Here is a 24,396-nt window from a genome sequence, read left to right as displayed (position 1 = left end):
TTTACGCTTTGCAGAAATATTGATATTAACTTGGGGAAACGATATGATGATAGAAAAGGAGGGGGACTTGTTGAAAATAGATGGTTTTATTTGGGGCAGATTGTTGATTTTCTGATTTAATGATTGCTGATTTTTGGGAGAGGCAGCTGTTATTCTGTCTGGAAGGATGTCGTATTGGGGGCCGAGGGGGGCCGATCTCAGAGTTGCGATGCCCGAACGGCCCCCCTCGGCGCTCCCCCCTCTTGGGCACGCTTTTTTGATGGTGATTGGTTTGACTATTGTAAGAAATATGTACAAGGTGATTGATTTGACTATTGAAAGAAATATGTACAAAATGAAAACGGTATTTGTTGAAGAAGGATTGAGGGGCGGGGTGGGGGATTCGGCGGGAGCTGGATAAATGATTGCGCTTTTCTCTTCTGATCCGGCTAAATTTTTATCCGGATCAGAAGAGAAAAATGGGTGGCAACAAAGAGGAGGATATGATAATATTTTTCTATCTGATATAACGAAAATTTAGGCCGCCGCTGCCGAGAGAGGTGGAAGGCTGCCGATATAAGAAAGAGAGAAGCGGCGATGAATCCGATGACGATCATGAAATTGATGGGCTTAAAAAGCCAGTTCGAGAATAATCACCCAAAAGTGGTTTCCTTTATCCAAAATGTAATGGGGAAACAATTGGAGGAAGGTACAATTATCGAGGTGTCCGTACAACGGCCGGGGGAAGAGCCGGTCTGCACCAACATGCGGGTGACCAAGAGCGATTTAGAGTTGATCGAGCAGCTGAAGGAGCTGAAAGAATCAGGGCGGTAGGACAACTTCCTTATTACGGATCCAAGCGTGAAATAGACAGGTTGAGGGAAATGGGACAGGTTTTGAAATTAGCGGCAAGTGCAAACGCGGGGAAGGAGTAAGCTTAGGAAGGCAGCAGGTTAAGACGCAGCGAATGAAAGGAGGTAAGCCGTGAGAGATCGGAGAGATGGCAGGGGCTGGCAGGAGGAGTATCCGCGCCCTCAGATGAGGCGGGACAGTTTCTTCTCATTGAACGGGATCTGGTCGTTGAACGGGCGTCCGGTCCGTGTGCCTTTTCCGCCGGAGGCGGCGCTGTCCGGATATGCGGAGCCGGTGGAAGAGTATCTGGTTTATAAGAAAACTTTTACTCTGCCGGACGGATTTACCGGCCGGACGAAACGTGTGCTTCTTCATTTCGGGGCGGTGGATCAGCTGGCCAGAGTAATGCTCAACGGGCGGGAGGTGGTACGGCATGCGGGCGGCTACCTTCCGTTTTCCGCCGATATCACCGATGCGCTGTGTCCAGGGGAAAACCGGCTCCGGGTGGACGTTATCGACAAGCTGTCCCATGATTATCCTTACGGCAAGCAGAGCAAAAAGCCGGGAGGCATGTGGTACACGCCGGTTTCCGGCATCTGGCAGAGCGTATGGCTGGAAGCCGTGCCGGAGAGGGGAGCCGTTTCCGGTCTGCGGGTCACGCCGGGACTTTATGGAATCGACTTGGAGGTGGATACGGACGCGCCGGAATATCGGTTGACGGTTTCCTTGGCAAGCGGACCGTTTGCTTTTACCTGCCGGGAGAAAAGAGTCCATATCGATTGGAAGGAAACGGGGGAGGCCCCGCATTGCTGGACACCGGAGGATCCCTTTTTATATTCATTTACGGTTGAGACGGATACGGACCGGGTGGAGAGCTACTTTGCCCTGCGTACGGTGGAGATCCGGCGGCTGGGCGGAAAGCAGTGGATCTGTCTGAACGGGCGGCCGGTGTTTTTGCACGGCGTGTTGGATCAAGGGTATTTTGCCGATGGGCATTATCTGCCGGGAGAGCCGGACGAGTATACCAGAGACATCCGCCGTATGAGGGAATTGGGATTCTGCCTGCTGCGAAAGCACGTGAAGATTGAGCCGGAGGCTTTTTACTACGCCTGCGACCGGGAGGGAATGCTGGTATGGCAGGATATGGTGAACAACGGCGGGTTCTGCTGGCTGATGGATACGGCCCTGCCGAATTTGGGTTTTCAGAAGCGCCCGGACCGTCTGCCCGGCGGCCGGAGGAGGAAGCGGATTTTTGAGCGGCATCTGCGGGACACGCTGGCCCACCTCTACAACCATCCTTGTATCGTCGGCTATACGATTTTTAACGAAGGCTGGGGACAGTTTGATTCGGATCGAATGGCTGGAATCGCTAAGGAGATGGACGCCACCCGGCTCTATGACGCCACCTCCGGCTGGTTTTCTCAGAAAAAGAGCGATGTGGACAGCATTCACGCTTATTTTCGCAACCGGGTGATAAAAGCAGGGAAAAAACCGCTGTTTCTGTCCGAGTGCGGCGGTTATGTGCGGAAAATTTCCGGCCATCTGTACCGGGAGGACGCGAAATACGGTTACGGAAAAACCGACTCTAAGATTGCGCTGACCAAACGGATCTCGGCCTTGTACCGGGAGATGGTAATTCCTTCGATTTTCAATGGATTGTGCGGGTGCGTTTATACCCAGTTGTCCGATGTCGAGGGGGAGGTCAACGGACTGTATACCTATGACCGCCAGGTTTGCAAAGTGGACATCGAAACCATGCAGGCGTTGGCCGGAGAGATCCGTCGGGCGTTCAGCAAGGCGGTTGCGGAAAGAACCGAATCATGATAGTTTCGCGAAAAGGTGTTGGAGAAGGACAATTCCTAGTCCTCCCCCAGCACCTTCTTCCGGTATTCTCTGGGGGAGATCCCTTCTTTTTTCTGAAAGATTCGAGAAAAATATTTGGCGTCGGTAAATCCTACGGTGTGGGCGATATCGATGATATTGATGCTGGGATCCTCCAGCATTTTTTTTGCCTGCTGAAACCGCAGCTCATGGATATAGTGGATCATGGTGCTCCCAAATTTTTTCTTAAATGCGGAGGACAGATAATTGGGCGTGACGCCGAACTGGCCCGCCACCTGTTTTAGGGACAGGTTTTGGGTGTAATTGTGATGGATGTATTCCCGCACAGATTGAAGAAAATGCTTGTCCAGCCGGGAGGGGGCCGACAGATTCAAGATGAAACCCGACACCTGGACCAGATCGCCGGTCAGCCCATTTTCCAAAAGTTCCGGGGAAAACGACCCGTTGGAGTCGTAGGGAAGGCGGAAGACAAAAGGTGGGGAATAGAGATTTTTGGCCGCCTCTGCATAGAGGACCCGAAAGCTTTCGATCCAGTTGGTCCGCATACCATGATAGATCAGCCGGAGTCGCTCTACCTGGCGGATGCAGAGAAACCCTGGCTCCACGATGGTCTGGGCGAACTCCCTTGCGCAGTGGCGGATGGTGGACAAATTCCCTGTCAGGAGAGCGGCGTACAGGCTTTTTTCCAACTGGGAGAAATTGTAGGGCAGTGTGGCATACCGGGGATCGCAGGCTGTGATGGTGGAGGGAGCCTTTCCGATCAGATTATAAGATTTCGCGTATTTCCTGGCAATGTTGGCGCTTTCCTTTGCGCCTTGGGGAAAGTCCAAGACCGGACCCAGCCCTACATGTAAAAGGATGCCGGTCAGACGACGGACTTCCTGGCAGAGGCTGCGGCACATGGTCTCACTGTTTTCCAGATCACGGAAAAAGAAAAGGGAAAACTCGCCGGAGCTTTTCAGGCCGGAAATGGCCACACCAGCCTGGCACTGCGTCATCAGGTTGTTCATGAGCCGGGCCAGGGCGGAGGAAGCCAGCCCGGAATCTGCGTTCATCGTATCCAGAGGGAGGTGTTCGGCGGAGATGATTCCGACCCGGCAGTGCTTGAGGCAGGTATATTCCGGGGACAGGGAGCAGAGATCCCGGTAGAGGTGGAAGGAATCGTTCTCTGTATTGATCAGGGAGAACAAAAGCTTTTCAACTTTAATCCGCATCAGTTCGGCGTGGTCGTACGGGACGGTACCGTCCGGTTCTCTGGGAGCGGTCCGAAGGCCGGAAAGGATCCGGGCGGAAGCATTTTGCAGGGCGGTGTAGATACTGATTTCCGCCAAAGGGCGCAGGATAAAACCGGCGGCCCCTGCTTTCAGGGCGGACAAAATACTGGGGTAATCCTCCATATTTCCCGTCACCAAGAACAGACATCCGTCGCTGCATTCCATGAGATGGGTGAGCAGAGGAAAAATGTCCTCCTTCAGGTATTCCATCGCCAGAATGACAAGCTGAGGCTTTTCCTCCTTAATCTTTGACGAAAGGTCGTTTACCGGCCCGCAGAACCGGATTTGATAAAAAAGATTGCTTTTTGAGGCGATAACAAAAATTTCTTTCGCAGATTCTTCTGAGTTTTCTAAAATCAATAAATTCATCGTAAAATTCCCCCTCGCCGTAATTATAAGAAAAAATATATTTGTTGTCTATATTGTTATACTCATTTCTTTAACAACAAAAAATTGTCCACTTTTTATCGTTGTTTTGTCTGTTTTTGAGAGCCGGTCCGGATGATACAATCAAGGCAACAATCAGCTGGATGGCAGCAGTAAGGAGAGGAATATGATACGGTACATACTAAAACGGCTCTTCACGATGATCTTTGTGCTGTTGGGCGTGACCTTGTTGATTTTTACAATCATGTGGTATTGTCCCGGCGACCCGGCCCGATCGCTTTTAAGCGATGATGCGACCGAAGAACAGATTGAAGAGCTGCGGGAGGAAATGGGGCTGAACGAACCGTTCTTTGTCCAGTTCTTCGATTATGTGGTCAAGGCCGTGGTCCATCACGACTTAGGCGAGTCCTATCAGACCAAGATCGATGTATCCACGGAGATCATTCAGAGATTTCCCAACACAGTAAAGGTGGCGACTCTGGCGGTTTTCATTGCCGCCCTGTTCGGAATCCCCTTGGGTGTGATCGCCGCGGTGAATCAATCCACCTGGAAAGACAACACAGCGATGGCAGTCTCTCTGGTAGGGGTGTCCATGCCGGGTTTCTGGTTCGGGCTGATGCTCTCCCTCCTGTTTGCCTTAAAGCTCCGATGGCTGCCGGCCAGCGGATTCGCCGGGCCAAAATACTTGATCTTGCCCTGCGTGGCCATTGGGATCGGAGGAGTCGGCATGATTTCCAGACAGATGCGTTCCAGTATGCTGGAAGTGATCCGCCAGGACTATGTGGTGACGGCCAGGGCCAAGGGGCAGGTAGAATGGAAGGTCATCTACGTCCACGCGTTCCGGAATTCCCTGATCCCGGTGATTACCCAGATCGGTTCCATGTTCGGCCATCAATTGGGCGGAGCCATGGTGGCGGAGACGGTTTTCTCAATTCCCGGTCTTGGCACCTATATGGTCAATGCCATCAAAGCCAGGGACTACCCGGCCGTCCGGGGGAGCGTGCTCTACGTGGCGCTGGTCTTTGCCTTGGTGATGCTTGCCGTAGATCTGCTGTATGCCTTTATTGATCCGCGGATCAAGGCGCAGTACAGCAATAAGAAAAAGCGGGGAGGAAAGAAAATTGGCTGATCAAATAAAACCTAAGGAAAAATCCGGAAAGAAAAAAGAGAGTATGCTGAGGATAACGCTCCGCCGGCTTTTGAAAAACAAATTGGCTGCGGCCGGGTTCCTAGTATTTTTGCTTTTCGTGCTGATGGCTGTCTTTGCCCCTTTGATCGCGCCCTACGATTACACGGAACAAAATCTCTATCAAACCTTGGCAGGGCCCAGCGCGGAGCATCTGTGCGGGACCGATGAAGTGGGGCGGGATATCTTAAGCCGCCTGATCTACGGCGGGCGTTATTCTCTTCAGATCGGCGTGCTTTCCGTGGTGCTGGCCGCCGGGATCGGGATTCCTCTCGGCGCCATCGCCGGATTCTACGGGAAACGGATGGATGATCTGCTGATGCGCCTGATGGATGTATTTCAGGCGATCCCCAATCTGATGCTGGCCATCGCCCTTTCGGCAACGCTGGGCGCAGGAGTAGGCAACTGCATTCTGGCCCTTGGAATCACCTCCATGCCGGCCTTTGCCCGAATGACCAGGGCGTCCATCCTGAATATCCGGGGCATGGAGTACGTGGAAGCGGCAAAGTCCACCAACTCCAATGATTTTCACACGATTGTCCGGCATGTGCTCCCCAATGCCATGGCGCCTCTTCTGGTCCAGTCGACCATGAATGTTGCGACGGCGATCCTGAACGCAGCCGCCCTCAGCTTCATCGGCCTGGGCGTGCAGCCTCCCCTGCCGGAGTGGGGGGCGATGCTTTCGATCGGCCGGACTTACATCCGCGATCACTGGCACATGTGCGTATTTCCGGGACTTACGATTTTCCTGAACGTGATGGCCCTCAATGTGTTCGGCGACGGCCTCCGGGATGCCCTGGATCCAAGAATGAAGAGCTGAGGAGAGAGCGATGGAAGAGACAGAAAGAATGGAGCCTTTTTTGAAGGTGGAAGACCTTACCGTCCAGTATACGGCCGGCGGGGAAGTGATAAAGGCGGTAAACAAAGTCAGCTTTACGCTGAGCAAAGGAGAGACCATTGGACTGGTGGGGGAGACCGGCGCAGGGAAGACCACGATCGTAAAATCGATCCTCCGGATTCTGCCGGATCCGCCTGCCAAGATTAAGAGTGGAACGATTACATTCAAGGGGCAGGAGCTTTTGAGCCTGTCCGAGCATCAGATGAGGAAGATCCGCGGCAGTCAGATTTCCATGATCTTTCAGGATCCGATGACGGCGTTGAATCCGGTATTCACGGTCGGGGAGCAGATCTTGGAGGCGCTCCGGCTTCACCGGAAGATGTCGAAGAAGGAAGCCTACACGAAGGTCTGTGAAATGCTGGAGATGGTCGGAATCCCGGCGGAGCGCTACGGGGAATACCCGCACCAGTTTTCCGGAGGGATGAAACAACGGGTAGTGATTGCCATGGCACTTAGCTGTAACCCGGCGCTGCTGCTGGCGGATGAGCCGACAACGGCGCTGGACGTGACGATCCAGGCCCAGGTCTTACATATGATGAACCGGTTGAAAAAGGAGCTGGGCACCTCGGTGATCATGATTACCCACGACCTGGGGATTGTGGCGGAGGTCTGCGACCGGGTGGCGGTGGTCTATGCCGGCGAGATTGTGGAGATGGGCGATAAGGTACATCTCTTTGACCATGGCCTTCATCCGTACACGGAGGGGCTGTTCCACTCGATTCCAAGCCTGACTGGGGACGAGACCAGGCTGAAGCCCATCAAAGGGCTGCCCCCGAACCCTGCGGACTTGCCGAAAGGCTGTAAATTTGCGCCGCGCTGCCCTTATGCCTCGGAGGTGTGCAGGGAAGCGCCCGTCTTGCTGCGGGAGGCGGAGCCAGGGCATTTTGTCCGGTGTATCAAGAAATTGGCGGCGGATATCAAGACAGATATGACAGGGAAGAAGGATAAGGGTATTGATATTGCGGCGGCGGAGAACAGGCCCCAGGGCAGCGCTACGGATTTTATAAAGAGGAGCCGGGCGGCAAGGGAGGTGGAGTGAGAGATGCCGATGCTAGAAGTACAGGATTTAAAAAAATATTTTGACACGCCGAGAGGAAAGCTTCACGCGGTAGACGGGATTTCTTTTTGCCTGGAGCAGGGGAAAACCTTGGGGGTAGTCGGAGAATCCGGCTGCGGGAAATCCACCCTAGGCCGCACGATCCTTCATTTGACCGAGCCGACCGGCGGAAAAATCTTCTTTGGCGGGGAGGATGTAACCTCCGTGGACCGGGCTAGGCTGAAAAAGCTGCGGGAGGATATGCAGATCATTTTTCAGGATCCGTTTTCTTCCCTGAATCCCCGGATGACTGTCAGCGAGGCGGTGACGGACCCACTGAAGCTGACGAACCGGTACGCCAAGGGGGAGATGGAAGAGCGGGTAAACAGCCTGATGGAGACCGTCGGGCTGACGGAGCGCCTCCGAAATTCTTATCCCCATGAACTGGACGGCGGACGCCGCCAGCGGGTGGGAATCGCCCGCTCTCTGGCGCTGGAGCCCAAATTCATTGTCTGTGACGAACCGGTCTCCGCCCTGGACGTGTCGATTCAGGCCCAGATTCTGAATCTGCTGCAGGATTTGCAGGAAAGCAAGAAGCTGACTTACCTCTTCATCACCCACGACCTCTCCGTGGTCCGGTATATTTCCAATGATATCTGTGTGATGTATATGGGGCAGATGGTAGAGATGAGCCCGTCCAAGGAACTGTTTCAAAACCCGGTGCACCCTTACACCAAAGCGCTGCTTTCTGCGATTTTGGTCCCGGATATCCATGTCAAGAGGGAACGGGTTCTGCTGAAAGGGGAGGTTTCCTCCCCGATTAACCCAAAGCCCGGCTGCCGTTTTGCGGCCCGCTGCCCTTACGCCTGCAAACAGTGTGAACACGGCCAGAAAAAGGTCGAGATATCCCCAGGGCATTTTGTAGCCTGCAACGTGGTGACCGGAGCCGGGGCGGAAAGCTTATAAGCCGGGCCAATCTTGAACTTATTTTTAAGGAGGAAATCATATGAAGCTAAGAAGAGTGACGGCAGTACTTTTATCCCTGTGTATGGCTGCTTCCCTTGCATCCTGCGGATCCGGCTCCACAGCGGCGGATCCGGCGGCGGGAGGGGGGCAGAGCGCCCAGGAGTCCCAGAGCGGGGGGGCGGGCGGCAGCGGAACCGCAGATAAGATCACGCTGGAGATCAGTTCCGGCGTCAGCTCGTTCCACCCGTATGTCTCTGCCACGACCAATTCCTACCGGCTGGCAAACGCCAACATTTATCAGCCCCTGTTCCGCCAGTACGGCTATGGCGTTGAGAGGAAGGACTGGAAAGGCGTGATCGCCGAGTCCATTGAGTACGATGAGGCGTCTTTGACCTATACGATTCATTTAAAGAAAAATGTCCGTGACAGCGCGGGAAATCCTTTTACCGCCAAAGACGTGATATTTTCTTTTGAAACCCAGGCGGCCGTTAACCCCGACGCCGTAACCTATTGGGCCCACGCGGATCTAAACTCCCTGACCGCCGTGGACGATTATACGGTGACACTGAAATTCTTTGACTCCACTCCGGGCATCATCAATACCTTGATGCTCCGCACCAACATGGTAACCCAGGCGGCCTATGAGGCGGCGGGCGCAGACGGCGAAGGGATGATCACTCAGCCGGTGGGCACCGGCCCCTATGTGCTTTCTGAGTATGTAAACGGAACGAGCTACACCCTGGAGGCGGCGAAAGACTACTGGAATGCCGGAAACGGGGAGCAGAATGTAAACACTATGGTTTTCATGGTCGTGTCCGAACCCTCCCAGCGCGGCATCAACTTTGAAACCGGGGAGATCGATGTGCTCTACGACGTCTCTGCCAGCGACTATGCCCGTCTGAAAGAAAACGAGGCAGCCCAGATTGTGGAAGTGCAGGATAATTCGATTAAGCTTTTGGGCTTTAACTGCACCGACAAGTCCCCCTGCAGCGACGTCCTGGTCCGCCAGGCGATTGCCTATGCCATTGACACTCAGGCTATTGCGCTGACCGCCTACGAAGGATTGGCGGAAGCCTGCTACACGTTCGGCGGCCCGATGTGGCTGGATTGGAACGATGCGTATCAAGACGGCGGTCTTTACTATGCGGCCGACCTTTTAAAGGCCAAGGAGCTGCTGGCCCAGGCGGGCAAAGATTCCGGACTGGAACTTACTCTGGCGATCAAGGATGACTCCCAGATGTTGATGGCTGCGACGATTATCCAGCAGGGCCTTGCGGAAATCGGGATCACTCTTACCATCGATCCGTACGACAGCTCCACCTATAATTCCATCTACATGGAGTATGGGAAATACGATATGTATATCGCGGAGGCCCGCACGGACAACTATGCAACCAACGTGTTCAACAATTTCCTGAACCTGGACAACAGCAACGGCACCCGCGTGGGGATCGTGGATGAAAAGCTTCAATCCCTGATCGCTCCCTATGCGACCGGCGCCATGACCCAGGATCAGTTCGACGCGCTGATCGAATACTATGAGACCATCATCCCGTATTACGCGATCTGCACCATGATTACACCCTATGTGCTGGCAAAAGGGATCGATGCCAATACGGTGCAGGTAGGCTGCGGCGGCTGGCTGTTTCCGGGCGAGTGGACTTACACGCAGGACTTTCACCAGCAGTAAGGAACGATTATGCGAGTTTATAAAGAGATGCCGATTGTCATGCGGGACGGGGTGATCCTTACCGGAAACCTGTTCTGCCCGGATCCGAGCGGGACGTATCCGACGATTCTCTGCCGTCTTCCCTATGATAAGAATAAGGAAGGGGCAGCGTCTTCTGTGCTGCGGCCGGAACCTTTTGTGGAAGCGGGATACTGCGTGCTTCTCCAGGACCAGCGGGGCACCGGGACGTCCGACGGACTGCTGACCGCCACCGGAAACAATGAATATCAGGATGGGTACGATACCGTAGAGTGGGTGGCCACGCAGCCGTGGAGCAACCAAAAGGTGGCGATGATCGGCCTGTCGAACCACGGGTTTGCCCAATTGGCCGCGGCATCCCAGGGGCCGCCCCACCTGGTTGCGATCGCCCCCTGGGAGTGCCAGTCCTGGGCGCCGTTTAATATAAATTACGGCGGGACCGCAACGTTGGTCAACAAGCTGAACTGGGTCTACGCTCAGTCAAAGCGTCAGCTGGAAAATATGAAGCTGCTGCCCGAAGAACGGGAACGAATCCAGAAGGATTTGGACCAGTACAAAGAGCGCCTGCCGGAACAACTCCGGTTTCGCCCGCTGGCTCAAACACCTGCCGCCAATATCAGAAATTTCCCGCTGGTTCACGAGTATGTGGACACGGCCTGCAACATTGGAAATTATGCCTATTGGCAGTCGATCGGGCGGCCGATTGATTTTTCTAAATGGGATCTGCCCATGTTTCACTTAACCGGGTGGTGCGATTTTTTAAAGGACTCCACCATTGAAAGTTACCAAGCTGCCAGAGAGTTTGGAGGCAGTGCATTCATGAGAGAGAATCAGTATCTGCTGATCGGCCCATGGAACCATGGATCCCAGATGGACCATCGAATCGGAGCATTTGATTTTGGCGAGGAAAACAGCGGATCCGGCCAGCAGCTGGGAAAACGGCTGATCCGCTGGATGGATCATTACATGAAAGGGACGAATCAGGAAGCATTTTGGGAAAAGCCGGTTCATTATTTTGTGATGCAGAAAAACGAGTGGAGGAGCGCGCCCTGTTGGCCGCCGGACTGCCGGGAGGTTCTTTTCTATCTGGACAGCCGGGGGCACGCCAACACTCTTTTCGGAAACGGATGTCTGGCGTCAGCGGCCGGCGTGGGAAACTGTGACGCCTGCCTTCATGATCCGGAGGATCCGGCGCCGGCGAAGCCAGTGGATCCGAGGCTGAGGCGTTTGGAAGATTCCCCTGAGCTTTTGGATTACACGAAGATCGAGGAACGGGAGGATGTGCTGGTCTATACCTCGGAGACGTTGGAGGAAGGCTTAATTGTGGCGGGGCCGGTTCAGGTCCGGCTGTTCGCTTCCACAACGGCGGAGGATGTGGATTTCATGTGCAGGCTTCTCGACGTCTTTCCGGACGGCCGCCCGATCAATGTCACGGAAGGGGCGGTCCGGGCCCGTTACCGGAATACTGTTACGCCCCAGGCAGTGAGGAGAAACAAAGAGATCTGGGAGGAACCGATCGTACCGGGCGAGATCGTTGAGTACGAGATTTTTGTAGGAAATACGGCCTGGTATTTTGCGCCCGGCCATCGGTTCCGCCTGGAAGTAGCAAACAGCAGCTTCCCCCGCCATGACGTGAATCCGGGAATGAGCAGCCCCATCGGAATGGCTGAGACCTCCCGGAAGAGCGTTCAGTGTATCTATCATGACGAACGGTATCAGAGCGTCTTGGTGCTTCCGGTGACGGAAGTCGGAGAGGCTTGAGGGTTCGGAAAGAATCCGGCAAGCAGGAAATGAAATCAAATATGAAAAAGACAGCCGATGGGATGTTGGCCTCCCGCCGGCTATCTTTTTTAAGGAAGGGCCCAGAGTTGCAAAACCAAGCCCGCAGTTATCTTGCCCTGGTGCCTGAGGACAAACCATAGATATGGCTTCGACGATGTCCTTGCCTGTGTTTCTAAAACATCCCTCGCTTATTTCGGCCGGACCGGAATCCAGATTTCACTGTAATAATTTTCATCCTCCACCCCTTTTTCAAAGTCTGCGGGATCGCTGTACATTTCGATATGATAACCTGCTGCGATCTCATAGTCTCTGCAGTTGGGCAGCCACTCGGAAAAAATCTTTTTGTTCGTATCCGGAATCGAGCGGGATCCGGTGCCCCGGCAGGCGAATACGGCCCAGGTGTGTTCTGGTATCACTTTGGTGACAAACTCCCCCTCCATTTCCTTCGTGGGATCATATTGGTCGCCAATCATATATTCAAACCGGCTGCCGTCCATGTTTTCATCGATAGACACGCCGTACACGCTGCAGACAAGCTCATCTTTTCCTGCCTGAACATACTCTGCCCAAAACTTCGGGATTTCCGTCTCCGCACCTTCATAGGAAAATACCTTCGAAACCCCGATCAGTGAAAACGGTCCCTTTTTTACGATTTTATAATCCATCGTATAACCTCCTTCTAATGTGAGTTTGATTTTCAGCGAAGCAAAGGATTTGATCATTGCCTCGCCTTTCCGCACAGAGGTCGGTGTGGCGCCATGGAAACGGGTGAAAGCTCTGGTGAAACTTTCGGGGGAATCGTATCCGTATTGGAGGGCAATATCAATAATTTTACGGTCGGTCGAAACAATCTCGCTGCCGGCAAGCGCAAGCCTCCGCTTTTTGATATACTCCCCAACCGTGATCCCGCAAAGCATGGCAAATCCTTTTTGAAAATAAAACGGCGATATCATTGCCTGCCTGGCGATATTTTCGATGGTGAGCTCTTCTGTGATATTGTCTTCCATATAGCGGATTGCGTTCCGAATGCACTCCGTCCACTCCATGTGAACACCTCCTGTCTGTAATCCTATCTTACACATTTAAGCGGAGCTCCGCCTGACTTTTTCTGCTTTTCTTTGTCTGTTGCCTAGATTTTTCCTGTGTGGTATACTAAATCAACGGTTTCATTACCAGGGGTGGAGGCGTAAAACACCGGAAAGGGAGGCTTCAACATGATTCAGCCGATTTTGCTGCTGGGAAATCCGCAGCTTTATGAAACGAGCGAGGAAGTGAGAGAGGAGGAGGTGCCTGAAATTTGCCGCCTTGAGACGGATCTCCATGATACAATGATGGAATTCCGGCGGATTTACCATGCAGGGCGGGCCATTGCCGCTCCTCAGATCGGGGTGAAGAAACGGGTTTTGTATATGAATGTGGGGGAACCCGTTCTGATGATCAACCCGCGGCTCACATTCCCGGACTCAGAACAGATGGAAGTAATGGATGACTGTATGTCGTTTCCCGGACTTTTGGTCAAGGTAAAGCGATGGAAACGCTGCCGGATCTCCTATCGGGACAGAGAATGGCGGGAGTGTGCGAGGGAGCTTGAGGGGGATTTGTCCGAGCTTTTGCAGCACGAGTACGACCACCTGGACGGGATCCTGGCGACCATGCGGGCCATTGACCCGAAGTCTTTCTTTCTGCGGGAAAACCAGCGGTGATTTGGCTGGTTTTTCTGAAACACAGGCCTGGAAGAAGAGAAATCCTATTCGGCTTTCTACCTGCGTTTCACCGGGATTTCAATACGGCCAAAATATTCTTCGGGATTTTGTACCGCAATCTCATCCAACAGGAACTCGAAATAGGCTCCCCCGATGGGTTCCAGGTCCTGTGCCCGGATGTAATCCAACAGCCGCAGATAAAAGACATCCGCCTCCTGGCCGCCGTTTCTCCCATAGGCCACTGCGTACAGTCCGTCCGGTTTCCAAGCGTTCCCCTTTTTTCCTGTTCTGAGATAATATTGGTATTCCGGATTCTTCTCCCCGGAAAAGAGATTTTCGCGGGTAATCATTACGCCGAGCGGATGACCCAGGTTGATCCCATGGCTGTTGGCGTATTCATAGGCAAAAATTTCCCCCTCGTCGGCATTCATGGACGGCGAAACCGGCGGGCAAAGGAAGATACGTTCTCTTTTCCGCTCTTTCAGCCGAAGCTCAAATTCGTTTTCTTTATGGTTCAGGGCTTCCTGCGCCATCTCGGCATATTGATTCATAATTTCGCTGGTCTCCCGCAGCCTTGCCATTTCCGCCTGGATCCTCGCCTCCTGTTCCTCAAACAGACCGAGCATTTTTTCCGGTGTACGATCCTCGGAGTATTCTTTGATATCCTTTAATCCCACTCCCAACAGACGCAGGCTACCGATCAGGTAGGCGGAGCTTAGCTGGCGGCGCGTATAATAGCGATAATCATTGGCCCCCCGTATCTCTGGCTTCAAAAGGCCGATCTGGTCATAGAACCGCAGACTGTCCCGTTTTATTCCCGTCAGCCGGGAAAATTCCAGGATGGAAAGTTGTTTTTTCTCACTCATGATTACCTCATATAAGTTTCAGCGCTTCTTGAAAGGAAGGGAGCAAGACATGTGCCCTCGTCCCTCAATCATAATCTTCATTTTTCATTTAAAAAAAGTTCAGAATTTCTTCCTTGACATTGGAACGACTCCAAGGTCTATTATACCCTTTGTCATAAAAAAAGCAAGGATTGACAAAGGAGGTCCTCATGTTTTACTTAAAACGATTTTTGGTGCAGCATAAGGGCAAGGTCGCTCTAGCCGTGTTTTTGCTGTTGGGCCAGGTGGCCGGCACGCTGCTGATCCCTGCTCTGGTCGCTAACATTGTGGATTTGGGTATCCTCCACGGGGACATGGCTGTCATTCTTCGGACCGGGGGGCAGATGCTGGCTGTCACCATCCTGGCGGCAGGCATTTCGGCATGGGGCAGCTGGGTCACCAGCGACCTGAGCGCCCTCTTTGGGAGGGAGATGCGTTCCCTGCTCCTGAATAAAAGCCAGGAACTTTCGATTCAGCAGTTCGACGAGGTGGGCATTTCTTCCATGATCACCCGCGCCACTTCAGATATCACCAATCTCCAGCGAACAATGGGCATGGTGTTCCAACTGGTGGTGCCCGCACCCATCATTGTGGCGGTCTCCATCGCAATGACCACGATGGTCAGCCCTGTCATGTCTGTCATCCAGCTGGTCTTTATGGCAGTGCTGCTCGGAATAGCCGCCGTAATTTTAAAAAAGTCCAATGCCCTATCCCGCAGTATCCAGACGCGGCTCGACCGCATCAATCAGGTGGTAAGAGAGGCTGTCACCGGCGTGCGTGTCATTCGGGCGTTCGGCAACGAGACGTATGAGGAAGAGCGGTCGGGCGCGGCCTTTGCGGATTATGCCGGCAATATGATCCGCCTCAACCGGCTTTTTGCCGTGGTCAACCCAGTGGTGTGGCTGCTGATGGGAGCCCTGATGGCGGTGATCCTCGGTGTCGGCGGAGGCCTGGTCCTAGGCGGCTCCATGGCGGTGGGCCAGATTACCGCCGTGACGGAATACTCCACTTTGACCATGGCCTACCTTATTATGGCGGCTTCGGTGATGACCACGCTGCCCAAGGCCGGCGCCTGCCTGGAGCGTCTCCGGGAGATGCTGGACACCGAACCGGCCGTCTCCGATGCGAAGGGATTTCCGACAGAAGAAGCGTCCGAGACAGCCGCGGCAATCGAGTTTGATCATGTGACATTCGCCTACCAAGGCGCTGAGGAGCCGGTAATCCGCGACCTGTCCTTTTCCATGGCACCGGGACAGACCACTGCCGTAATCGGAAGCACCGGTTCGGGAAAAAGCACGTTGGCCGACCTGCTGCTTCGCCTTCACGACACTCAGACGGGGCGTATCCGGCTAAAAGGCGTGGATGTGCGCATCCTTTCCCAGCAGGATCTGAGGGAGAGAATCGGCTGTGTACCTCAAAAGGCATTTTTGTTCAGCGGCACAATTGCAGAGAATCTGCGCATGGGGCGGAAAGATGCTGCCGACGAGGAACTGTGGGAAGCGCTGCGAATCGCGCAGGCCGAGGACTTTGTGAAACAGCTCCCCTCCGGTCTCAATGCTCCTGTGGCCCAGGGCGGAACCAACTTTTCCGGCGGACAGCGTCAGCGCCTCTCGATTGCCAGGGCTCTGGTAAAGAAGGCTGATATCTTTATATTTGACGACAGCTTCTCGGCGCTGGATGTAAGGACGGATACTGCGCTCCGCAGGGCGCTACATGAGAGCGTGACGGAACCCGCCAAGCTGATCATTGCCCAGCGGGTCAGCACCATCCTGGACGCCGATCAGATCCTGGTATTGGACAAAGGCCGGCTGGTGGGCGCGGGAACGCACCAAGAGCTGTTGGAGCGCTGCCCCGTCTACCGGGACATTGCGGATAGCCAGATGCAGCGAAAGGAGGCATAATCAATGGATCGAAATAAGAATAAGAAAGACATTTCCAATGAAGACATTCCCCAGAACACCGGGGCGACCGTTAAGCGGCTTTTGAATCGGCTGGCCCGGCAGAAGAGGAGGTTGATTGTGGCGGTCACCGCCACCTTGCTCAGCTCCGCGGCCTTTACTGTGCTACCCCTTGCGGTCGGCAGGGGCATCGACTCTCTGGTGGCTGCCGTCCGGTCCTACGACGGTTCGGCGGGGATTATTCCGACGGCGGTGCAGGCGCTTTTTCTGCCTGTTCTTTTCATCACGGCCGCCTCTTTGGTCAGTGGTCTTATGTCTTACGTTCAGCAGTATATAATTGCCAGCGTTGGAGAGGAGCTGACCCTTTCCTTCCGGAACGACATCAGCGCCAAATTAAACCGTCTACCTCTGCGCTATTTTGACGCCCATCAGACAGGCGAAGTCATGAGCCGGGTGACCAATGATTTGGAGAAGGTTTCCGCTGTCATGCAGGAAGGGCTGCCCCAGCTCGTCTCCTCGGTCTTTACGATCCTGTTTGCGGTAATTACCATGCTGATCTTAAGTCCCGCTCTTTTTCTCGTGGTCCTCGTCTCCCTGACCATCAGCACGGCGGCTACCGGTTATGTCTCTGCGCTGGCCCAGCGGGCCTACGGGGAAAATCTGGCGTCCATGGGCGCGCTGACCGGAAAGATCGAGGAAGTATATGCGGGGAACCGGGTGGTAAAGATATTCAATCAGCAGCGGGAGATGCTCTCGGCAGCGGAGGAGCTGAACCAGCGGCAATACCGGGCGCAGCGAAACGCCCAGTTTGTCGATTTCGCCATCTATCCCACGATCCGTGCGCTGGGGCAGCTGGGTTTTATCGTTACCGCGGTCCTGGGCGGCCGCATGGCCCTGGGCGGCGTCATCACCCTGGGAACGGTGCAGGCGTTTTTACAGTATGTAAACCAGATCTCCGAGCCAGTAACCGGAGCAGCCTACGTCGTCACATCCCTCCAGGCAGCCGTCGCGGGCGCGGAGCGGGTGTTTGCCCTGCTGGATGAGGAAGAGGAGAGTCCCGGCGAGGAAGGCGCGGCCAGTTCCATCACTGAGGGTCATGTAACTTTCCGGAACGTGCGGTTCGGCTATACGCCTGAGCGGGAGCTGATCCAAAATTTGAATCTGGAGGTGCGTCCCAACGAGATGGTGGCGATCGTCGGTCCCACCGGGGGAGGAAAAACCACGCTGGTTAACCTGTTGATGCGCTTCTATGAGCTAAACGGCGGCGCCATCTCCATTGACGGACAGGACATCGCCAAAATGCCCCGGCAGGAGATGCGCAGGCGCATCGGCATGGTGCTCCAGGACACCTGGCTTTTTGAGGGCACCATCGCGGAAAACATTGCCTATGGAAAACGGGACGCCACGCGGGAGGAGATCGTGGCGGCTGCCAAGGCCGCCTGCTGTGATCATTTTATTCGTACTCTCCCGCAGGGGTATGACACAATACTATCCGGCGAGGCCGCCGGTATCTCCCAGGGCCAGATGCAGCTTTTGACGATCGCGCGGGCTATGCTCACCGACCCGGCTATCCTGGTTCTGGACGAGGCCACCTCCAGCGTGGACACCCGCACAGAGATGGAAATTCAAAAAGCCATGGCCCGTCTCATGCACGGAAAGACCAGTTTCGTGATAGCCCACCGTCTGTCCACAATCCGGAACGCCGGCCTGATCCTTGTGGTGCGGGACGGCGACATCGTGGAGCGGGGCAGCCATGAGGAACTTTTAAGACAGAACGGCTTTTACGCCGCGCTCTACCGCAGCCAGTTTGAGGCGGCTTGACGGAATTTTTAAGGGGTGCCGTAAAGCGGAATCCTGTTCGCTTTATGGCATCCCTACTGTTTACCAGTGTTATGCAGAGCATGGGCGATTTTTGTGGAACGTTTCTTCCATGATCCGTCAATTACAAATCCAGTACAATGTATTTGTGATATCTGCATGACGGTGGAGCCGGATTGCATTTGGAATCCTATAATGCGGATCAGTGGCGGTAAATGGATCGTGTATCTGTTTGACGGAAAGATTCAAGATATATTTGAAACATTACAAGGGGTATTTCGTGTTTGGTTGCCTCAAAGTGGTTACAAAATGACGCAACGGTATGGAATGAATCTTTATCGCCATATTGACCGCGATCATCGCCGTGTTATTATGGATTTATGTATCCCTATTTCTTAAGAGCAAGAATTCAGAAGTCAAGAAGACGGCTACCTCTCTATAATTAGAAGTGCATCAAAACACTTTGCAGAGAAGGGAGGTCGTCTTTTGTTCCATTTATGAAACCGACTACAGAATCTTAGATCGAGAATAGGGAGGAGACCATGTTTGATATCAATTTTTGTCCCTGTCCTATGCTTGCGGAAGTGGACAAATTAGAGTCAAATACATGGTGCCAATGTACTGCTGGCTACAGTAAGGTACTCTTCGAAAGGGCATTTGCCTGTCAAGCAGATGTAGAGTTACTGAAAAGTATAAAACTGGGTGATCCGATCTGTCTGATGAAAATCATTCTTCATAATCCTAGTTGGCGATAAAAGGCGTTCATCATATGGAATCACCGTTGGATGGGAATGAGCGGAAGTTTTCAACCAAAATCTGAAAGAAGCGTTTCAGAACAGGTTTTCCTTTCAGGGATTTGTAATAGATCCCGAAGGAAATCCATCCGAGACTTGGGATCGGGATGTAGCAGAGTCCGGCTTCACGGGAAGCGGGAAGATCGGGAAATACCGTAAAACCGATTCCGCTGCGGATTAGGGCAACCACGCTTTCGTATCCATCTGCAAAGTAAACCTGGGAGGCGGGGCGGCTTAGCACGATCCGGCTTTGAATCGGAAGGAGCGCTTCCGGCCCTTTGCTGGGGTCGCTGGCAATGAAATTTCCGGCCAGTTCCGATTCTGTCAGCGAAGTCCGCCCGGCCAGTGGATGATCCGCAGTGCACACGCAGACGAGAGGGCATTTGTATAGCTCCTGATAGGTTCCAATCGGCTTTCGAATGGTTTTAAAGTCAAACATGGCCTGAATGCTGTCATTTTCCAGGAGATTGTCCAGGGAGCGGAAGGGGAGCAGCCGGAACGAGGGATGGAGAGTGGGAAATTCCTGGATCAGCCGGCGCAGAACCGGAGGAAGAAAGGCCAGCTCATATTGGCTGTGGCAGCCGATCTCCAGGAAGAGCATATCTTTTCCTTCGTAATCACTGAGCCGGGCTTTGGCGGAGGAGGCAATTCTTAAAATCTGGCTGGCATCACTGATGAACTGCATGCCAGCTTTTGTCAGTTCAACGCGTTTGCTTGTTCTCAGGAACAGCGGCGTTCCCAGCTCGTTTTCCAGGGTTTGAATCTGGTGGCTGATCGCCGGCTGTGTCAGCTGTACGGCTTCGGCCGCTTTGGTGAAATTGAGAGAGTCTACGACCGCTAAAAAACATTCTAACTGTATGGTATTCATATCTGATTCCTTTCATGAGTTTTTCGGGATATCCTGAGTTTCCGGATCAAAGATCCGAATTCCAGCTGCTATTCTAGCATATTTGCATTTCTTCAAAATTTTTTATCCCATATCCCTATAGGGCATCCTTTGCCAAAATTTCAGCCGGTCGATAATAAAAAAGACGGCCCGTCCGCTGGAACATAGAAAATAAATCGATCATTATCAATAAAAATTGTTTATTGATAATAACATATTTGAATTTCCCTTTCAAGCAAAAATCCGTTATAAATAAAAGCATGGATATTGTTTGGCGCAGAATTGTTTGGAAGCGAGGTATCGAGCTTGGACGAATCCATGACAAAACTGGGTCTGACCACTGCCCAGGGCCATATTTTGATCTATATTCGTGAGCATCCGGAGGAAGATCATAAAAAGAAAGGAAGAAAGCAGAGATGCGTACCATTTTAGCTGAGATCAAGCAATATAAAAAAGATTCGATTCTGGCCCCGGTCTGTTCCGGCCTGGAGGTCGTGATGGAAGTTTTACTGCCGTTCATCACGGCGAGGATCATCGATGAAGGCCTGCAGGCCGGGAACCTTTCCAAAGTATACCAGTACGGCGCCCTGATGATCGTGATGGCATTTTTCAGCCTGCTGTTCGGCGCTATGGCCGGAAAATATGCGGCGGCCGCTTCCTCCGGCCTTGCCTGCAACCTGCGGGAGAGTATCTATAACCGGATTCAGACCTTTTCTTTTTCCAACATCGATCGGTTCAGCACCGCAGGCCTGGTAACGCGGATGACCACGGATGTCACCAATATTCAAAATGCTTTTCAAATGGTGATCCGGATTGCTGTGCGCGCGCCGCTGACTTTGATTTGCAGTATGGCGATGTGTTTTTGGATCAACGTCAGGCTTAGTCTGATTTTTGCGGGAGCCATTTTGTTCCTGGCTGCGGTGCTGGGAATCATTATGAAGAAAACCATGAAAATTTTCGATGAAGCATTTAAAACGTATGACGGTCTGAACGCCAGCGTACAGGAGAATGTCTCGGCAATCCGTGTAGTGAAAGCCTATGTTCGGGAAGAATACGAGAACAAAAAATTCGGGAAGGCGGCGGATCAGCTTTACCGGATGTTTGTCAAGGCGGAAGGGCTCCTGGCCTTCAACAATCCTGCCATGATGCTGGTGGTCTATGGCTGTATTCTTGCCGTGGCCTGGCTCGGCGCCCACTATATTGTGATCGGAACCATGAGCACCGGGGAGTTGACCTCTTTGTTCAGCTATATTCTTTCTATTATGATGTCGCTGATGATGCTCTCTATGGTTTTCGTGATGATCACCATGAGTTCCGCCAGTGTCCGCCGCGTCTCCCAGGTCCTGACCGAAAAGCCGGACCTGCAGAACCCGGAAAGCCCTGTCACTGAAGTCCCCGACGGCAGCATCGATTTCAACCAGGTAAATTTTTCCTACCGCAGGAACAGCGGAAAGAAAGCGCTGGCGGATATTGACCTTCATATCCGCTCCGGCGAGACCATCGGCATCATCGGCGGCACCGGAGCCGGAAAGAGCAGTCTGGTCAACCTGATCAGCCGGCTGTACGATGTGGAGAGCGGGTCGGTCTGCGTCGGAGGCAGGGATGTGCGGGAGTACGATATGGAGGCTCTCCGGAATCAAGTCTCCGTTGTTTTGCAAAAAAATGTGCTTTTTTCCGGCACGATCCTGGAGAATCTGCGCTGGGGCAATGAGAAGGCAACCAGAAAGGAATGTGAGGAGGCCTGCCGGGCTGCATGTGCGGATGAGTTCATCGAGCAGCTGCCGGAAAAATACGATACGTATATCGAACGGGGCGGAACCAATGTGTCGGGCGGCCAGAAGCAGAGGCTTTGTATCGCCAGGGCTTTGCTGAAACAGCCGAAGGTATTGATCCTGGATGATTCTACCAGCGCTGTGGACACCGCCACGGACGCCCGGATCCGCCAGGCGTTCTCTGAGACCATTCCCGGCACCACCAAACTGATTATCAGCCAGCGAGTCTCCAGCGTCCAGGAGGCGGACCGGATCCTGGTTCTGGAGGACGGACGGGTCAGTGGTTTTGACACCCACAAGAATTTATTGGAAAGTAACGCCGTATACCGGGAAATCTATGAATCCCAGAGCAAAGGCGGCGGGGACTTTGACCAGCCTGGAAAGGAGACTGCGTAAATATGAGAGAAATGAAAGAAGCGGGCCGGAAGTCCGACCGGGTTCTCGGCCGTCTGATCCGATATATGCTGAAATATTATAAATGGGCGTTTGCCGCCGTTGTGGCCTGCATCATCCTGACTGCAGCCGCAACACTGCAGGGAATGTTATTCATCCAATCGTTGGTGGACGACTATATCCTGCCGATGCTTTCGTCCGGGTCCGCTGAGTTTGGACCGCTGGCTGCCGCTTTAGGACGGGTGGCCGCCTGCTATGGAATCGGCGTGCTGGCTGCCTTCGGTTACAACCGCCTGATGGTCAACGTCAGCCAGGGGACCATGAAACATTTAAGAAATGACCTTTTTGCCAGGATGGAAGCGCTGCCGATCCGCTATTTCGATACCCATGCCCACGGGGATATCATGTCGGTTTACACCAACGATATTGATACTTTACGGCAGTTTTTAAGCCAAAGTGTACCTCAAATCATCAACGGAGCGGTGACACTGGCGGCTACCTTTTTTTCGATGCTCTCTTTGAGCCTGCCGCTAACGATTCTCACACTGGCCATGTCCTTTATCATGCTCCTGGTGACCAAAAAGCTTTCCGGTCTGTCGGGCACGTACTTCGGCAGGCAGCAAGGGGATCTTGGAGCGGTGGACGGATTCATTGAGGAGATGCTGGACGGACAGAAGGTCATCAAGGTGTTTTGCCATGAGGAACAGGCAAAGGAGGAATTTCGGGCACTGAACAATGCGCTCAGGGACAGCGCCGACAGGGCCAACCGCTATGCCAATCTGATGATGCCGGTCAATGCCAACATTGGAAATATCAATTATGTGCTCTGTGCAGCGATCGGAGCCCTGCTGGCTTTAAACGGGAACTTTGGCGTCACGGTCGGGACGGTCATCGCTTTTGTAGGACTCAGCAAAAACTTTACTCAGCCCATTGCCCAGGTCAGCCAGCAGATGAATTCGATTGTCATGGCGTCGGCAGGCGCGGCCCGTGCGTTTGAGCTGATGGACCAGGAGCCGGAAAAGGATGACGGCAGCGTGGATTTCGTGGACGCGCAAGTGATGCCGGATGGTACGTTGGCCGAGGCGGATCACCGAACCGGCCTTTGGGCTTGGCGGAAACCCCATGCCGGCGGGGGCGTAACCTATTCCAAGCTTATGGGGGACGTGGTTTTTCAGGGAGTGGATTTCGGATATAATGCGGATAAAACCATTTTAAAGGACATCAATCTGTACGCGAAACCGGGTCAGAAGATCGCCTTTGTGGGCTCCACCGGGGCAGGGAAAACCACGATCACCAATCTGATCAACCGGTTTTACGACATTCAGAAAGGAACCATCCGTTATGACGGGGTGAACATCTCAAAGATTCAGAAACCGGCGCTGCGCCGGACCCTGGGAATTGTCCTGCAGGATACTCATTTGTTTACCGGCACCGTCTTAGACAATATCCGCTACGGACGCCTGGACGCCACAGATGAGGAGTGTGTGGCTGCCGCAAGGCTGGCCAATGCAGACAGCTTCATCGAGCGCCTGCCGGACGGATACCAGACGGTGCTGAGCGGGGACGGTGCCAGCCTGAGCCAGGGGCAGCGGCAGCTTTTAGCCATCGCCAGGGCGGCGGCGGCCGACCCGCCGGTTTTAATCCTGGACGAGGCGACCTCCTCCATTGACACCCGCACCGAAGCGCTGGTGCAGGCCGGCATGGATGCTTTGATGAAAGGCCGGACCACCTTCGTGATCGCCCATCGCCTATCCACGGTCCGAAATGCCGACTGCATCATGGTACTGGAGCAGGGAAGGATCATTGAAAGAGGGACCCACGATGAGCTGATCGGGCAAAAGGGGCGGTATTATCAGCTTTACACAGGGAATTTTGCCAAGAAAACGGCTTAACCGCCTGGCTGGATCTCAGCTTCCTGCCACGGGATCCGGATTGAGTGAGGGGAAAACAAAAAAGGCATGGCCCAAGGGAGATCGGGGGAAGAAACTGAGGCGGTTTTCTTCTTCCGATCTTTGCGTGTATGGGGGAGGATTGTTTCTTCGGAAGATCAAACTGCATCTTGATTTACGGCGATATTTCAAGTATGCTTATACTGCGGGAAAAAGATCGGGGATCCCGGTATGGTATTTCGGTCTCCCCGGAGAGGAGGATTCCATGAAAAAGTATGAGTATAAAGTGGTTCTTATGGCGACAAAGACGGCTATGACCGTCAAAAACATGGAGGCGGCAGCCAAAGAGTTTGAACAGGAACTGAATCGTTTCGGCGCTGAGGGCTGGGAACTCATTCAGAGAGAGGACGGAATGTTCTTTTTTAAAAGGGAATTGTGATTTCATTTCA

20 protein-coding genes are annotated in these 24,396 nt (G+C 53.4%); 16 read left to right on the top strand and 4 right to left on the bottom strand.

Going from position 1 to position 24,396, the window contains the following annotated elements; translation table 11 throughout:
* Positions 1-576: 576 nt before the first annotated feature.
* Entirely contained in the window at positions 577-813 is a 237-nt protein-coding gene (locus MUB23_RS16430; RefSeq protein WP_244801836.1) for a hypothetical protein, read from the top strand.
* Between the two features lie 150 nt (positions 814-963).
* Positions 964-2,655, top strand: coding sequence for a glycoside hydrolase family 2 protein (locus MUB23_RS16425; RefSeq protein ID WP_244801835.1), 1,692 nt, complete (start codon positions 964-966; stop codon positions 2,653-2,655).
* A gap of 35 nt (positions 2,656-2,690) precedes the next feature.
* On the opposite strand, the gene MUB23_RS16420 is transcribed toward MUB23_RS16425, so the two are convergent.
* Positions 2,691-4,316, bottom strand: a complete 1,626-nt coding sequence (locus tag MUB23_RS16420) for a helix-turn-helix transcriptional regulator (RefSeq protein WP_244801834.1) — start codon at positions 4,314-4,316, stop codon at positions 2,691-2,693.
* Positions 4,317-4,500: 184 nt separating this feature from the next.
* Here MUB23_RS16420 and MUB23_RS16415 point away from each other — a divergent pair, with 184 nt between their 5' ends.
* Genes MUB23_RS16415 through MUB23_RS16390 form a run of 6 tightly spaced genes read left to right on the top strand, consistent with a single transcriptional unit; the run spans position 4,501 to position 11,889 of the window.
* Positions 4,501-5,463 (top strand): ABC transporter permease, encoded by a 963-nt coding sequence (locus MUB23_RS16415; protein ID WP_244801833.1) that lies wholly within the window; start codon positions 4,501-4,503, stop codon positions 5,461-5,463.
* A complete protein-coding gene (locus MUB23_RS16410) occupies positions 5,456-6,340 on the top strand; it encodes an ABC transporter permease (RefSeq protein WP_244801832.1) in 885 nt (294 codons plus the stop codon). The genes MUB23_RS16415 and MUB23_RS16410 overlap by 8 nt, the downstream gene beginning before the upstream one ends.
* Positions 6,341-6,350: 10 nt before the next feature.
* Positions 6,351-7,457, top strand: a complete 1,107-nt coding sequence (locus tag MUB23_RS16405) for an ABC transporter ATP-binding protein (RefSeq protein WP_244801831.1) — start codon at positions 6,351-6,353, stop codon at positions 7,455-7,457.
* 3 nt (positions 7,458-7,460) lie between these two features.
* The gene (locus MUB23_RS16400; RefSeq protein ID WP_244801830.1) at positions 7,461-8,420 is read left to right on the top strand and encodes an ABC transporter ATP-binding protein; all 960 of its coding nucleotides are present in this window, start codon (positions 7,461-7,463) and stop codon (positions 8,418-8,420) included.
* 40 nt (positions 8,421-8,460) lie between these two features.
* Entirely contained in the window at positions 8,461-10,110 is a 1,650-nt protein-coding gene (locus MUB23_RS16395) for an ABC transporter substrate-binding protein (protein WP_244801829.1), read from the top strand.
* Positions 10,111-10,119: 9 nt separating this feature from the next.
* Positions 10,120-11,889, top strand: coding sequence for a CocE/NonD family hydrolase (locus tag MUB23_RS16390; RefSeq protein ID WP_244801828.1), 1,770 nt, complete (start codon positions 10,120-10,122; stop codon positions 11,887-11,889).
* A 209-nt stretch (positions 11,890-12,098) separates the two neighbouring features.
* On the opposite strand, the gene MUB23_RS16385 is transcribed toward MUB23_RS16390, so the two are convergent.
* On the bottom strand, positions 12,099-12,956 hold the full coding sequence (locus MUB23_RS16385) for an AraC family transcriptional regulator (RefSeq protein ID WP_244801827.1): 858 nt from the start codon (positions 12,954-12,956) through the stop codon (positions 12,099-12,101).
* Between the two features lie 168 nt (positions 12,957-13,124).
* On the opposite strand from MUB23_RS16385, the gene MUB23_RS16380 reads away from it, so the two are divergent.
* Complete coding sequence (locus MUB23_RS16380; protein ID WP_244801826.1) at positions 13,125-13,613, top strand: peptide deformylase; 489 nt, start codon at positions 13,125-13,127, stop codon at positions 13,611-13,613.
* A 56-nt stretch (positions 13,614-13,669) separates the two neighbouring features.
* On the opposite strand, the gene MUB23_RS16375 is transcribed toward MUB23_RS16380, so the two are convergent.
* On the bottom strand, positions 13,670-14,479 hold the full coding sequence (locus tag MUB23_RS16375; protein ID WP_244801825.1) for a MerR family transcriptional regulator: 810 nt from the start codon (positions 14,477-14,479) through the stop codon (positions 13,670-13,672).
* Between the two features lie 188 nt (positions 14,480-14,667).
* Here MUB23_RS16375 and MUB23_RS16370 point away from each other — a divergent pair, with 188 nt between their 5' ends.
* From MUB23_RS16370 to MUB23_RS20055, 4 genes are all read left to right on the top strand, one after another.
* Positions 14,668-16,398, top strand: coding sequence for an ABC transporter ATP-binding protein (locus MUB23_RS16370; protein ID WP_244801824.1), 1,731 nt, complete (start codon positions 14,668-14,670; stop codon positions 16,396-16,398).
* 3 nt (positions 16,399-16,401) lie between these two features.
* Positions 16,402-18,216 carry an ABC transporter ATP-binding protein gene (locus MUB23_RS16365; protein ID WP_244801823.1) on the top strand — a complete coding sequence of 605 codons (1,815 nt, stop codon included), beginning with the start codon at positions 16,402-16,404 and terminating at the stop codon, positions 18,214-18,216.
* 66 nt (positions 18,217-18,282) lie between these two features.
* Positions 18,283-18,612, top strand: coding sequence for a GyrI-like domain-containing protein (locus MUB23_RS20060; protein WP_334302806.1), 330 nt, complete (start codon positions 18,283-18,285; stop codon positions 18,610-18,612).
* 143 nt (positions 18,613-18,755) lie between these two features.
* A complete protein-coding gene (locus tag MUB23_RS20055; protein ID WP_280515835.1) occupies positions 18,756-18,968 on the top strand; it encodes a DUF6144 family protein in 213 nt (70 codons plus the stop codon).
* A 10-nt stretch (positions 18,969-18,978) separates the two neighbouring features.
* Here MUB23_RS20055 and MUB23_RS16350 read toward each other — a convergent pair whose 3' ends face one another.
* Complete coding sequence (locus tag MUB23_RS16350) at positions 18,979-19,875, bottom strand: LysR family transcriptional regulator (protein WP_244801822.1); 897 nt, start codon at positions 19,873-19,875, stop codon at positions 18,979-18,981.
* A gap of 434 nt (positions 19,876-20,309) precedes the next feature.
* On the opposite strand from MUB23_RS16350, the gene MUB23_RS16345 reads away from it, so the two are divergent.
* The 3 genes from MUB23_RS16345 (at position 20,310) to MUB23_RS16335 (ending at position 24,386) form a co-directional block, all read left to right on the top strand.
* Positions 20,310-22,061, top strand: a complete 1,752-nt coding sequence (locus tag MUB23_RS16345; protein ID WP_244801821.1) for an ABC transporter ATP-binding protein — start codon at positions 20,310-20,312, stop codon at positions 22,059-22,061.
* Between the two features lie 2 nt (positions 22,062-22,063).
* Positions 22,064-23,950 (top strand): ABC transporter ATP-binding protein, encoded by a 1,887-nt coding sequence (locus tag MUB23_RS16340; RefSeq protein WP_244801820.1) that lies wholly within the window; start codon positions 22,064-22,066, stop codon positions 23,948-23,950.
* 262 nt (positions 23,951-24,212) lie between these two features.
* The gene (locus MUB23_RS16335) at positions 24,213-24,386 is read left to right on the top strand and encodes a DUF4177 domain-containing protein (protein WP_244801819.1); all 174 of its coding nucleotides are present in this window, start codon (positions 24,213-24,215) and stop codon (positions 24,384-24,386) included.
* The last annotated feature ends 10 nt before the right edge of the window (positions 24,387-24,396 follow it).

It is taken from the genome of Cuneatibacter sp. NSJ-177, assembly GCF_022867805.1.
GTDB lineage: Bacteria > Bacillota > Clostridia > Lachnospirales > Lachnospiraceae > Pseudolachnospira.
Note: the sequence above shows the minus strand (reverse complement) of the source record. Positions and strands in the feature narration are given on the sequence as shown.